The sequence below is a fragment of the Macrococcus sp. GL_134 genome (assembly GCF_057834705.1).
Genome location: NZ_CM174409.1, coordinates 1,048,270 through 1,060,982, shown reverse-complemented (window position 1 = coordinate 1,060,982; position 12,713 = coordinate 1,048,270). Strand labels below are relative to the sequence as shown.

General features: G+C 42.2%; 12 protein-coding genes and 1 riboswitch. Of the genes, 6 read left to right on the top strand and 6 right to left on the bottom strand.

Annotated elements, in window-relative coordinates:
* Positions 1 to 36: 36 nt before the first annotated feature.
* The 6 genes from dapD to AC3IPL_RS05355 form a co-directional block, all read right to left on the bottom strand.
* Entirely contained in the window at positions 37 to 750 is a 714-nt protein-coding gene (gene dapD / locus AC3IPL_RS05380) for a 2,3,4,5-tetrahydropyridine-2,6-dicarboxylate N-acetyltransferase (RefSeq protein ID WP_489239572.1), read from the bottom strand.
* Positions 751 to 769: 19 nt separating this feature from the next.
* Complete coding sequence (gene dapB, locus AC3IPL_RS05375) at positions 770 to 1,486, bottom strand: 4-hydroxy-tetrahydrodipicolinate reductase (RefSeq protein ID WP_489239570.1); 717 nt, start codon at positions 1,484 to 1,486, stop codon at positions 770 to 772.
* Complete coding sequence (dapA, locus tag AC3IPL_RS05370; RefSeq protein WP_489239568.1) at positions 1,483 to 2,367, bottom strand: 4-hydroxy-tetrahydrodipicolinate synthase; 885 nt, start codon at positions 2,365 to 2,367, stop codon at positions 1,483 to 1,485. Before dapA ends, dapB begins: the two co-directional genes overlap by 4 nt.
* A complete protein-coding gene (locus tag AC3IPL_RS05365) occupies positions 2,360 to 3,355 on the bottom strand; it encodes an aspartate-semialdehyde dehydrogenase (protein ID WP_489239566.1) in 996 nt (331 codons plus the stop codon). Before AC3IPL_RS05365 ends, dapA begins: the two co-directional genes overlap by 8 nt.
* Before the next feature lie 11 nt (positions 3,356 to 3,366).
* On the bottom strand, positions 3,367 to 4,569 hold the full coding sequence (locus AC3IPL_RS05360) for an aspartate kinase (protein ID WP_489242281.1): 1,203 nt from the start codon (positions 4,567 to 4,569) through the stop codon (positions 3,367 to 3,369).
* Between the two features lie 72 nt (positions 4,570 to 4,641).
* Positions 4,642 to 4,817, bottom strand: a riboswitch (Lysine riboswitch).
* Between the two features lie 87 nt (positions 4,818 to 4,904).
* A complete protein-coding gene (locus AC3IPL_RS05355) occupies positions 4,905 to 6,506 on the bottom strand; it encodes an ABC-F family ATP-binding cassette domain-containing protein (RefSeq protein ID WP_489239564.1) in 1,602 nt (533 codons plus the stop codon).
* A 115-nt stretch (positions 6,507 to 6,621) separates the two neighbouring features.
* Between AC3IPL_RS05355 and AC3IPL_RS05350 the strand changes: the two genes are divergently transcribed.
* The 6 genes from AC3IPL_RS05350 to AC3IPL_RS05325 all read left to right on the top strand — a co-directional run bounded on the left by AC3IPL_RS05350 (position 6,622) and on the right by AC3IPL_RS05325 (position 12,712).
* Complete coding sequence (locus AC3IPL_RS05350; protein ID WP_489239562.1) at positions 6,622 to 7,491, top strand: CvfB family protein; 870 nt, start codon at positions 6,622 to 6,624, stop codon at positions 7,489 to 7,491.
* 138 nt (positions 7,492 to 7,629) lie between these two features.
* The gene (locus AC3IPL_RS05345; RefSeq protein ID WP_489239560.1) at positions 7,630 to 8,208 is read left to right on the top strand and encodes a TetR/AcrR family transcriptional regulator; all 579 of its coding nucleotides are present in this window, start codon (positions 7,630 to 7,632) and stop codon (positions 8,206 to 8,208) included.
* Positions 8,209 to 8,282: 74 nt separating this feature from the next.
* Complete coding sequence (locus AC3IPL_RS05340; protein WP_489239558.1) at positions 8,283 to 9,425, top strand: acyl-CoA dehydrogenase family protein; 1,143 nt, start codon at positions 8,283 to 8,285, stop codon at positions 9,423 to 9,425.
* An 18-nt stretch (positions 9,426 to 9,443) separates the two neighbouring features.
* Positions 9,444 to 11,087 (top strand): AMP-binding protein, encoded by a 1,644-nt coding sequence (locus AC3IPL_RS05335; protein WP_489242280.1) that lies wholly within the window; start codon positions 9,444 to 9,446, stop codon positions 11,085 to 11,087.
* Between the two features lies 1 nt (position 11,088).
* Positions 11,089 to 12,444 (top strand): acetyl-CoA carboxylase biotin carboxylase subunit, encoded by a 1,356-nt coding sequence (locus tag AC3IPL_RS05330; protein WP_489239556.1) that lies wholly within the window; start codon positions 11,089 to 11,091, stop codon positions 12,442 to 12,444.
* 58 nt (positions 12,445 to 12,502) lie between these two features.
* A complete protein-coding gene (locus AC3IPL_RS05325) occupies positions 12,503 to 12,712 on the top strand; it encodes an acetyl-CoA carboxylase biotin carboxyl carrier protein subunit (RefSeq protein ID WP_489239554.1) in 210 nt (69 codons plus the stop codon).
* Position 12,713 lies beyond the last annotated feature (1 nt).

The window sequence follows — 12,713 nt, the reverse complement described above, 5'->3', positions numbered from 1 at the left end:
AGACCGATAATCAGCCCCGTCCTTATTCATAATGTATTATTTTAAATGACGTAAAGCCTGGACAATCTCTATTTTAGAGCCTTCTACCTCAGACACTTGCTTAATCACACGGGCAGGGGTCCCAGCAACAACAGTTCCAGCAGCCACATCTTCAGTGACGATGGCGCCGGCAGCTACTACAGCACCTTTGCCGACACGTACACCTTCTAATACGACAGCGTTTGCACCGATCAAAACATCATCTTCAATTACAACAGGCTGCGCACTTGGCGGCTCAATGACACCAGCTAAGACAGCGCCGGCACCTACATGGACATTTTTACCTGTTGTAGCACGACCACCTAAAGTCGCATTCATATCAATCATAGTACCTTCACCGACAATCGCACCGATATTAATTGTAGCGCCCATCATAATGACCGCATTGTCTCCAATCACTGCATGTTCACGAATAAAGGCACCCGGTTCAATGCGTGCGTTGATACGTGTCTGATCAATCAGCGGAATAGCAGAATTTCTGCGGTCATATTCCACTTCAAATTCAGCGATAATTGATGCATTCTCTTCATAGAATGCGGACCAGTCACTGTAATCCGTAAAAATAGTTTTTGATGACTCTGAACCAAATACTTTGAAGCTATCTGGAAAAGTCACACTATCAAAATTCCCGTTGACATAGACCTTCACTGGTGTTTGTTTCTTAGACTCACTGATGTACTGGATGATTTCCTGTGCTGTAAATTCTTTCATTTGTATTCCTCTTTTCATTTTATAATGTTTCAAAAGTATAAAAACCGGGTTCTTTATCAATCAATCGTTCAGCGACATCGATGCTGCCATTCGCAAAGATATCCTTACTTTGCGCCCGGTGGATGATTTGTATCGTCTCGTCATGGCCGGCAAACAGAACTTCGTGTTCGCCGACAATCGTACCACCGCGCACAACGTTGATTCCGATTTCTTCAGTTGTACGAGGGGAATGACTGTCGCTGCGATCGTATACCGGTACTGATTGCGCCCGTTGTTCTTTAATCGCATCATAGAGTTTGACTAACGTACCACTCGGGGCATCGATTTTTTTGCGGTGATGTTTTTCAGTCAGTTCAATATCAAAATCTTTGAGCAGGGGAACACTGTACTTAATGATCTCTGTCAATATGTGGACGCCATAGCTCATATTCGCACTGAAGAATACAGGAAGTTCTGAACATCTTTGTTCAAGTGACTGAATAATCGCTTCCTTCTGACCAGTCGTCGCCATGACGATAGGAATTTTTGATTGAGCGATTAACGGCAGTGACAGCTCTGGATGAGAGAAGTCGATGATAACATCTGCTTTCGGCCAGTCACTATCCAACGAGAAGCTCAGATAAGGATAATCGCCTTGTCGGTTCGTCAATATCCCTTCTATGGAATGACCGCGTTCTTCAGCAAACTTTGCGACACGTTTGTTCATGGCACCGTAACCAGCGAGTAGAATTTTCATAGTATCCCGTCCTTGATCTGTTCATAGACATGGATAATTGCTTTTGTTTCGTGTGGTGTCAGAGGGACAAGCGGCAATCTTAAGCTCCCATCTGCAAAACCTAAGTAAGTGATCAAAGCTTTGATTGGCATCGGGTTGATATCTACACTTAATGCTTCAATCAATGGACTGACTTCAGCAAATAAATCGCCTGCATCATCAGGATTAGATTGATAAGCCGTATAGATTTCCTGAAATTCTTTTGGAATGGCATTTGCAATGACTGAGATGACACCATCACCTCCGTGATTTAAAAACTCGATGAATGAATCGTCATTGCCGCTGTACAGGCCGAAATGTTCAGGAACTAAAGATTTGACCGCTTCCAAATACTGCATATCGCCTGTTGCATCTTTCAGAGCAACGATATAAGGATTGTCAGACAGTATTTTGACAGTCTCAGGTTCAATCGTTACATTTGTTCTTGAAGGGACGTTGTAGAGAATAACCGGTAATTCTACGGCATCAGCAATGGCATTGAAGTGAGCAATTAAGCCGCGCTGATTGGTTTTGTTGTAATAAGGCGTAATCAGCATGATCCCGTCTGCGCCGGCTTTCTTTACGTTAAGAGAGTGCTGGATGGATGCTGCCGTATCGTTTGTCCCGCTGCCTGCATAGACAGGGACGCGTTTGTCTGCGATTCTGACAGCTGTTTCTACTAGTTTGATTTGTTCATCCTTTGTCAACGTAGAGCCTTCACCTGTCGTACCATTGACGAATAGTGACTGGATTTGATTGCTGATAAGAAATTCAATATGCTGTTCAAATGTTTCATAGTCTACAGCTCCGTCTTTAAATGGGGTCGTTATTGCTACACCTGTCCCTTGAAATAACTTAGTCATGTGACTCACTCCTTGTATGATGAATTTGTTCCAATATTTGCACAGCATTCAATGCTGCCCCTTTTAACAAGTTATCAGCTGTACACCAAATATGGAAAGATTGAGGCATTGATTCATCGACACGAATACGGCCGACAAACACTTCATCCTTATTTGTTGACTGGATGGCCATCGGATACTTGTTTTGTGTGACATCATCTACGACAACGATGCCCGGTGCCTTGTCAAGTACAGCTCGAATGTCGTCTGCAGTCGCTGGTGTAGTCAACGTCACATTGATGGCAACGCTGTGGCTGTCCTGTACCGGTACTCTGACGCATGTAGCTGTGACACGTAATTCCGGCAGTTCTAGAATCTTTCTCGTTTCATCAATCATTTTCTGTTCTTCTTTAGTATAGCCGTCGTCTTGAAAGACATCGATATGAGGAAGGACATTGTTATAAATAGGGTGAGGATAGTTCGTTGGCGGTAGTCCTTGTTCACCATTTTTAAGATCGTTTTTTCCGGCTATTCCTGATCCTGATACTGCCTGGTAAGTTGTGTAGCTGACCCGTTCCAGACCAAAGCGGTCAGCTAATGGTTTTAACGGGACAACTGACTGGATTGTGGAGCAGTTCGGATTAGCAATGATAGTTCGGTTAGATTTAGGACTGTTCACTTCTGGCACAATTAAATCAATATCTTCATCCATTCTGAAAGCACTGGAATTATCAATGACTATTGCACCGCTCTGTTCGAATAGAGGGGAGAACTTAAGCGAAGTACTACCACCTGCACTCATCAAGACGAAGTCAAAATGTTCTTCTGCTGCATCTTCTGTCAATTCACGAACCACATAAGTCTGCCCTTTAAACTCTATTTCGTTACCTGCAGATTTCTTTGAAGAAAATAAGATAAGGTCATCAACAGGTATATTCTTTCTAGCTAATACTTCGAGCATCTTAGATCCGACAAGTCCTGTCGCACCAACTACGGCTATACGGTACATGGGATTTCCTCCTATAAGTTGAATGTGCTGCATAAGTGTTCTACTGCAGGTTGTCCGTTGTCACGGTCAACTACATATGAAATGCTGATTTCAGATGTAGTGACCTGATAGAAATTGATATCATTTTTCAGCAGCGTCATAAATACTTTGGAAGCGACACCTGACATATCTCTCATACCAGAACCGATAACAGACACTTTGACATAATTTTCTTCCACGTTGTAGACAAGAGAAGGGAACGTTGAAATTAATGTGCTGAAGATTTCATTGATTTGATGAACATCTGTATCCTTCATCGTGAAGGACAGCTGAAGACTTTCGCTGTTGACTGTCTGAGAGATCATATCTACATTGATCTCTTCACGTTCGAACAATTGAAACAACTGCTCTAATAAATTTTTATCATACATCGGATAGCTGAGTGTTACATAGTTCATGTCTTTGTCCAGTGCAACTCCAGTGACTGCTTTTTTCTCAAGAATATCTTCTTTGTCCATAATCCAAGTTCCTTTCTCATCTGATAACGTTTTTCCTAGATAAATAGGGATGTTATAGTTTTTAGCGATTTCTACACTTCTTGTTTCAAGGACGCCCGCTCCAAGAGCACTCATCTCCATCATTTCTTCGAAGCTCACCACGTCAAGCCGCTTCGCCGTCGGATAAAGCCGCGGGTCTGTGCTATAGACGCCGGAAACATCAGTATAAATTTCACATGGTGCGTTGATGGCTGAGGCAATGGCCACTGCTGTTGTATCACTGCCGCCGCGCCCAAGCGTTGTAATCTCACCAAATTCATTGATCCCTTGGAAGCCGGCTACAACTAAGACATCATTGGATTCAAAGTTTTTATCAATAACAGCAGCTTCAATATCTTGAATCTTACTCTTCATATGATGACCCATTGTCTTAATACCTGCCTGAAATCCTGTCAGTGCCTTTACTTTGACATCCAGCTCATGCAGTACAATGGCAAGATATGATATGGTCTGCTGTTCACCTGTAGTGAGCAGCAGGGCAAGGTTCTCTTCATTGGGTCTCGATGACAGCTGGTTGACATTTTCAATCAATGCATCTGTTGTCTTACCCATAGCTGAGACAACAACGACTAATTGTTCACCTTGAACAATGCGATTTTTAAGATAATTCCCGATATTTTTGATCTTTTCGAAATCAGCGACTGACGTACCGCCGAATTTCAATACACTGCGTTTTATTACCACAAGTTTGCCTCCTATGGCATCTATAAATAAAAAAACAAGTCCGCGTGCGGACTTGTTTTATCTATTTACAAGTGATGCACTCCATTATTATCAAATAATGACAGATTCCTAGCTCTTAACCTGTGAATCCAACCGGAGCACTGCTGCAACAACGACTCCGATTTCGGCATCTCACCCTTTCAATAAAGTACTTGCAGATCTACACTTTATTTACTAATGATTGATGCGCCTCATCTCTACCTATTCAATTGATGGTTCTCATTATATCGAAACATACTTTATTTGTATAGTACATTTATCATAATTATTAAATTAATCAGTCAATATTACTATTTCAATACACCTTGTTCTTTTAAATACTCTTCATAGGTGATTTCTTTTGATAACGCACCAGGTACATTCAAATCAATGACCCGGTTTGCGATAGTGTTGATGAATTCAAAGTCATAAGATGTGAAGATAATCGATCCTTTGAATGCCTTTAAACCATCATTGACAGCTGTGATACTTTCGAGATCCAAGTGGTTAGTCGGCTCATCTAACAGCAGGACGTTAGCAGAAGATAACATCATTTTGCTTAACATACAGCGAACTTTTTCTCCACCGGATAAAACTTTTGCTTTTTTACGTACTTCTTCACCTGAGAACAGCATACGTCCTAAAAATCCGCGCAGGAATGTTTCAGTCTGTTCTTCCGGCGGGGCATATTGACGCAGCCACTCAACAAGATCGATATTTTTACCTTCAAAGAATTCGGAATTATCTTTTGGCAGGTAAGACTGAGAAGTAGTGACTCCCCATTTATAGCTGCCTTCATCCGGCTCCATTTCACCTGCAAGGATTTTAAGGAGCGTGGATTTCGCGATCTCTGAATCACCGACAAGAACTGCTTTGTCGTTCGGGTTCATAGTGAATGACAAGTTATCAAGAACTTTCACACCATCAATGGATTTAGACAGTCCTTGAACCTGCAGCAGTTCATTACCGATTTCACGCTCTGGCTTAAAGTTGACGAATGGATACTTACGTGAAGACGGTTGAATATCATCCAGTTCAATTTTTTCAAGCATCTTTTTACGACTTGTGGCCTGTTTTGATTTGGATGCATTCGCAGAGAAGCGGGCAACGAAATCTTGAAGTTCTTTAATTTTCTCTTCTTTTTTCTTGTTTGAATCCTGCAGCATCTGCTGGGCTAGTTGGCTGGATTGATACCAGAAATCGTAGTTGCCGACATAAATTTTGATTTTGCCGTAATCAAGGTCAGCGATATGAGTACAGACATTATTCAAGAAGTGACGGTCATGAGAAACGACGATGACTGTGTTATTGAAATTGATCAGAAAATCTTCAAGCCAGCTGATTGCCGGGATATCAAGACCATTGGTAGGCTCATCCAGCAATAACACGTCAGGTTCACCGAACAGTGCTTGTGCAAGAAGGACTTTGATTTTTTGATTGTTCTCAAGTTCTGACATGGTTTTATCATGAAATTCATCTTTAATCCCAACACCTGAGAGCAACACTTGCGCATCACTTTCAGCAGTCCATCCACCCATTTCACCGAACTCACCTTCAAGTTCTGCAGCACGCATCCCATCTTCGTCATTGAAGTCAGGTTTCATGTAGATGGCATCTTTCTCCTGCATGACTGACCATAATTTTTCATTGCCACGTAGAACAACATCTAGTACGCGCTCATCTTCATAAGCGAAGTGGTCCTGTTTTAATACTGATAGTCGTTCATCTTTCCCTAACGACACATGACCTGTCTGTGAATCAAGTTCACCGGATAGGATTTTCAGAAAAGTCGATTTTCCAGCGCCGTTCGCTCCGATTAAGCCATAACAGTTGCCGGGTGTAAATTTAATATTAACGTCTTCAAATAATTTGCGGTCACCGAAACGAAGACTGACATTAGATACTTGTAACATAACATTCTCCTTAATATTTGTTTTCCGCTCAAAATTATAACATATTTCATCATACGCTTATACTTTAATTATACTGAGGTGTTATAATATGAAAAAAGGCAATAAAGGAGTACGTATGGAAAATAACGAAAAACGCTTGTCAGGAAGTATCGATTTCTTGAAGGTCATCGGACTAGAAGGGTCTACATACCAACTGGCAGGACCCAATAACGAAAGTGTCAAATTGAATGCATCAGAGATAGAAGAGGGCGATGAGCTTGAAATTGGAGAAGATTACAGTTTCTTCGTCTATCCAGGGCGGACCGGTGAGTTGTTCGCTACGCAAAATATGCCGGTCATTACGACCAATAAATATGACTGGGTCAAAGTCATCAAAAAAGACCGTGATGGGGTTACGGTAGATGCCGGCTTGCCGAGAGAGATCATCATTCCATGGGAAGACCTGCCGAAAGTGAAAGAGGTCTGGCCGGAGAATGGCGATGAGTTGTTCTGTACGCTGCGCGTTGACAAAAATGATCAAATCTATGCACGCCTCGCAAGTGAAACGATTGTAACAAGCCTCTATACACCTGCTGAGGAATCAGTGCTTCATTCGACCATTGAAGCTTATCCTTATCGTCTCTTGAGAATCGGGACATTTCTATTATCAAAAGAAGGCTATAAAATATTCGTCCATGAGTCTGAAAGGAAAGAAGAGCCGAGACTTGGTGAGTGTGTATCAGTACGCATTATCGGTCATAAAGATAACGGTGAGTTGAATGGGTCCTTCTTACCTCTGGCACATGTTCGAATGGATGATGACAGCGAACTGATATTGAGCATGCTGGATGAGTACGGCGGCGAGCTGCCATTCTCGGATAAATCTGATCCTGATGCTATAAGGGAAGTCTTCAAGATGAGTAAAGGCAGCTTCAAACGAGCTCTAGGCAAATTGTACAAAGAAAAGAAAATTGTCATTGAGCAGGACAAAATCAAGAAATTATAATCACAACGGAACCATCAAGTTGATGGTTCCGTCTTTATGTTGAAATCGATTACAAAAAATGAATCGCTATTCAATTTTTGTTTGAATTTTCTAATTTCTTTGATATGATTAATTTATAAAGGTAATGAGGTGTTCAATGTGCAAGATGATTTACAGAGCAGACTTGTCCAATCTGCATTGATTTTGTTTGAGGAAAACGGCTTTAAGAATACTACAGTCAACAGCATTGTGATCCATAGCGGTTCTTCCAAAGGAGGATTCTATCATCACTTCAAGTCTAAGGATGAATTACTTTATCGTATTCACGAGAGTTTTATCAATCATGTGAATCGTTTAGTCGATGAACTCGAGGATAAGGATTTGACTCCGGCTGACAAACTTGACTATGTGTTAACACATTTTATTTTCGTTTATGACCGCTATAAAGCTCATATCACTGTATTCAATGATGAAAACAAGTACCTTGCTGATGAGTATAAGTCTGAGATTGTCGCTTCGAGGCGCAAGTTCAAGTCAGCAGTAGAAGCTATCATTATTGAAGGGCAGCAGGATGGTTCATTTACAGATGATATCAACCCGACAGTCATTACAATGTCTATCCTCGGTATGGTCAATTGGATGTACACCTGGTACAAGCCTGATGGCAGGAAGTCATTGCAGGAAATTGCTGAAGATATGAAGCGGTTCGTATTTAACGCTTTAAGAAGTCATTCTTAAAGTTTTTCCTTGCGGCATTAAAGACCGAATGGTCGGTTTTTAATAGATAACAATCATTTAAGGGGTGCTAGACAATGAATTTTGATTTATCAAAAGAACAGCAGATGATTAAGAAAATGACGAGAGATTTCGCAGAAGAAGTGATTCGCCCGCGCGCAGTTGAAATCGATCAAACCGCACAGATGGATCTGGAAATTTTCAAGCAGATGGGCGAGCTTGGATTGTTTGGTATTCCATTCTCTGAAGAATACGGGGGCTCAGACGGTGGAACATTGAGTTATTGTCTGGCAGTCGAAGAAATTGGACGTGTCTGCGGGGGTACGGGATTAAGTTATGCTGCGAATGTCAGCCTTGGCGCGACACCTATTTACCAATTCGGAACTGAAGAACAGAAGCAGAAGTTTCTAGTGCCTATTATTGAAGGCAAGGCATTCGGGTCATTCGGTTTAACAGAGCCTAACGCCGGCAGTGACGCAGGTGGAACGCGCACCACTGCTAAAGAAGTCGATGGCAATTTTGTCATTAACGGTGAGAAATGCTGGATTACAAATGCACAGTACGCAAACGTTATTACGACGACTGCTGTTACAGGAAAGCGTGAAGATGGCAGGAATATTATTTCAGCAGTATTAGTACCGACCGATTCAGCCGGATTAAAAATCACGTCTCCTTATGAAAAGATGGGTGTACGAGGCTCAAATACATGTGAAATAGTCTATGATGATGTGACAGTGCCGACTGAAAATCTGTTGGGTGATCCTGAAGCAGGTTTCAAACAATTCTTGAAGACACTTGACGGTGGCCGTATATCCATCGGCGCACTTGCAGTCGGAATTGCACAGGGAGCACTTGAAAAAGCAGTTAACTACTCCAAGCAGCGCAAACAATTCGGGCAATCTATTTCAAATTTCCAGGCCATTCAATTTAAATTAGCAGACATGGCTATGGAAGTAGAACTGGCACGGACGATGGTTCATAAGGCAGCGTGGCTGAAAGATAACGGTAGACCCTTTACGAAAGAAGCGGCAATGGCAAAACTTTACGCATCTGAAACGGCGTTCCGAACAGCGAATCAGGCCATTCAAATACACGGCGGCTACGGCTACATGCGTGAATATGAGGTGGAACGCTATTTAAGAGATGCCAAGCTGCTAGAAATCGGTGAAGGTACTTCTGAAATCCAGCGCATGGTGATTTCGCGTCAAGTGTTGAAATAGGGGGAACAACAAATGGAGATGGGACTTAAGGAACAAACAATCGGCCAGCTGTTGACAGAAAAAGCAGAGCTTCATCCCGCACACACTGCATATATTTATCCTGAACGTCAAGTGACGAAATCTTATCAAATGTTCGATGAAGAGACGGATCAGCTCGGTAGGTCACTGATGGCCTATGGGCTGGAAAAAGGGGATCATGTTGCTGTATGGAGTGATAATAAAGAGGAATGGCTGCAGTTGATGTTTGCACTGGCCAAAATAGGTGCAGTCCTTGTGACGATCAATACGAGTTACCAGAAGTCAGAGCTTGAATATATTCTCAGCCAATCAGATGCAAAAATGCTGATTTTGACTGAACAAGTGTCGAGAACAAATTACAGAGATATTGTCATTAATTTGATTCCGGAACTCGCTGACGGCAATGGTCATGATATCCAATCAAGCATGCTGCCAAGATTGAAGACCGTTGTATCGATGCGTGATTTTGAAGATGACCGCTTCGTCAGCTGGAATCAGTTACTTGAAAGAAGTCATGAGGTGACAGACGATGCATTTCAGCAGAGAATGGCGCAGATAGACTTCAATGATGTCATCAACATTCAATATACTTCAGGGACGACTGGATTTCCGAAAGGTGTCATGCTGACGCATTATAATATCGTCAACAATGGAAATATCATCGGGGGAAGAATGGATTATACAAGTGAAGATGTGGTCTGCATACCAGTCCCTTTCTTCCATTGTTTTGGCTGTGTTCTCGGTGTGCTTGCTGCAGTCAACCACGGGTCATCCATGGTTATCATTGAGAGTTTTAAGCCGGATACTGTACTACAGGCGATCCAGGACTATCGATGTACGAGCCTGCTCGGCGTTCCGACCATGTTCATTGCAGAACTGAATTCACCGAACTTCGGTCGCTATAACACTCAGACATTGCGAACAGGTATTATGGCGGGCTCTATCTGTCCAATTGAAGTGATGAAGAAAGTGATGTCTGAAATGGGTGCTAATGAAATTACCATCTGCTATGGTCAGACGGAATCATCACCAGTCATCACACAAACAACGACAGACGATCCTATTGAACTCAAAGTCTCATCAGTTGGAAAAGTTCATCCGAACGTTGAAGCTAAAGTCATTAATCCGGAAACAGGTGAGGAAGTGCCGGCGAATACACCTGGGGAACTGGTGACACGAGGCTATCTTGTTATGAAGGGGTATTATAAGAATCCTGAAGCAACTGCTATTGCTATCGACGAGGACGGCTGGCTTCATACGGGTGATATTGCTGTCATGGATGACAATGGATACTTCTCTATTACGGGTCGTATTAAAGATATGGTCATCCGAGGCGGAGAAAATATTTATCCGCGTGAGATTGAAGAGTATCTATATGAGCATCCCGCCATTCAAGATGCTCAAGTAGTCGGCGTTCCTGATGAAACGTATGGAGAAGAACTTGTCGCATACATTATTCTGAAAGATAATCATGAATTAACTGTTGAAGATGTCAAAGCTTATTACAAAGGGAAAATCGCTCATTACAAAATACCGAGATATATTCATTTTGTTCCCGAGTACCCTATGACCGCTTCCGGCAAGATTCAGAAGTTCAAATTAAGAGAACTGGCACAAGAAGATGTTCACAAAGGAGATGAGTAATGTGTTCAAAACGGTATTGATTGCAAACAGAGGAGAAATTGCCCGGCGAATCATCAGAGGCTGCAAAGATCAGAATATCAAGACTGTTGCCATATATACAGAAGCTGATGAGCAGATGCCTTTTGTCAAAGAAGCAGATGCTGCTGAACTTATTGGTAAGGATCAAGTAAAAGACAGCTACTTAAATATCAATAAAGTCATAGAAGCTGCAAAAAAACATGGGGTTGATGCCATTCATCCTGGATATGGACTGCTGAGCGAGAATACCGCGTTTGTCACTGCCTGCCAGGAACAGGGGATTGTTTTTATCGGTCCAAATGCATCAGCCATTGAGCAGATGGGAGATAAGATAGCTTCCCGTCAACTGATGGCACAGCATGGTATTCCGCTCGTTCCCGGTAAGAATGATATTGAAGATGCCGAAGCGGCGAAGCAATTTGCTGAAGAAATCGGCTATCCGATCATGCTAAAAGCAAGTGCTGGCGGCGGGGGTATCGGTATGCAGCGAATTGATGACCCTTCTAAACTTGAAAAAGCATTTGAAAGCAACAAACGACGTGCTGAAAACTTTTTTGGCAATGGCACGATGTTCATCGAAAAATTCATAGAAGAGCCGAGACATATTGAGATTCAAGTGCTTGCAGATCAGCATGGCCATACGATTCACCTTTATGAACGTGAATGCTCCGTTCAACGACGCCATCAAAAAGTCATCGAAGAATCTCCAAGCGCCAATCTCTCCCAAGAAACACGAGAAGAGATGGGCAGAACAGCAGTGAAGATTGCAGAGGCAATCGGTTACTCCAATGCCGGAACAGTGGAATTTTTAGTTGATAAAGATGAAAATTTTTATTTTCTTGAGATGAATACGCGGCTGCAGGTTGAGCATCCTGTAACTGAGGAGACCACTGGCATAGACCTTGTCTACTGGCAGCTGAAAATTGCGAACGATGAACCACTAGAGATTAAGCAGCAGGATGTCAAACAGCGCGGTCACTCCATTGAAGTGAGGTTATATGCAGAAGACCCGAAAACGTTCTTCCCGTCACCCGGCGATATTACACATGTCAATTGGCCGCAGTCACATATTAGATTAGACGCAGCCATTGATGGTCCAATTAAGATTACACCGTTTTACGATCCGATGATTGCCAAGATTATCAGTCATCAAGACACGCGTGATGAAGCGATACATTCATTACTTGATTATCTTGAAGCCGTTGAAATTGAAGGAATTAAAACGAATCGGACGATGCTAATCGAATGCTTGAATAATGATGTATTCCGTTTAGGCAAATACACTACGAACTTTGTAGATGAACAAATTGCTCAAAAAAAGGCTGGTCAGCCTAAGTAAACTATTTCATAATCAACTGTAAGCGCTTCACTCAATTTATAGGAAAAGGATGATTTCAATGGAAGTATTAGCAACGATGTCAGGAAGCGTATGGAAAATTGTCAAAGCGGTCGGTGATAACGTAGAGATGGATGAAGATATTATGATTCTTGAATCTATGAAGATGGAAATCCCGATTATGGCTGAAGATGAAGGGACCATCAAAGAAATCAAAGTAGCAGAAGGCGATTTCGTCAATGAAGGAGATATTGTCGCGATTATTGAATAAG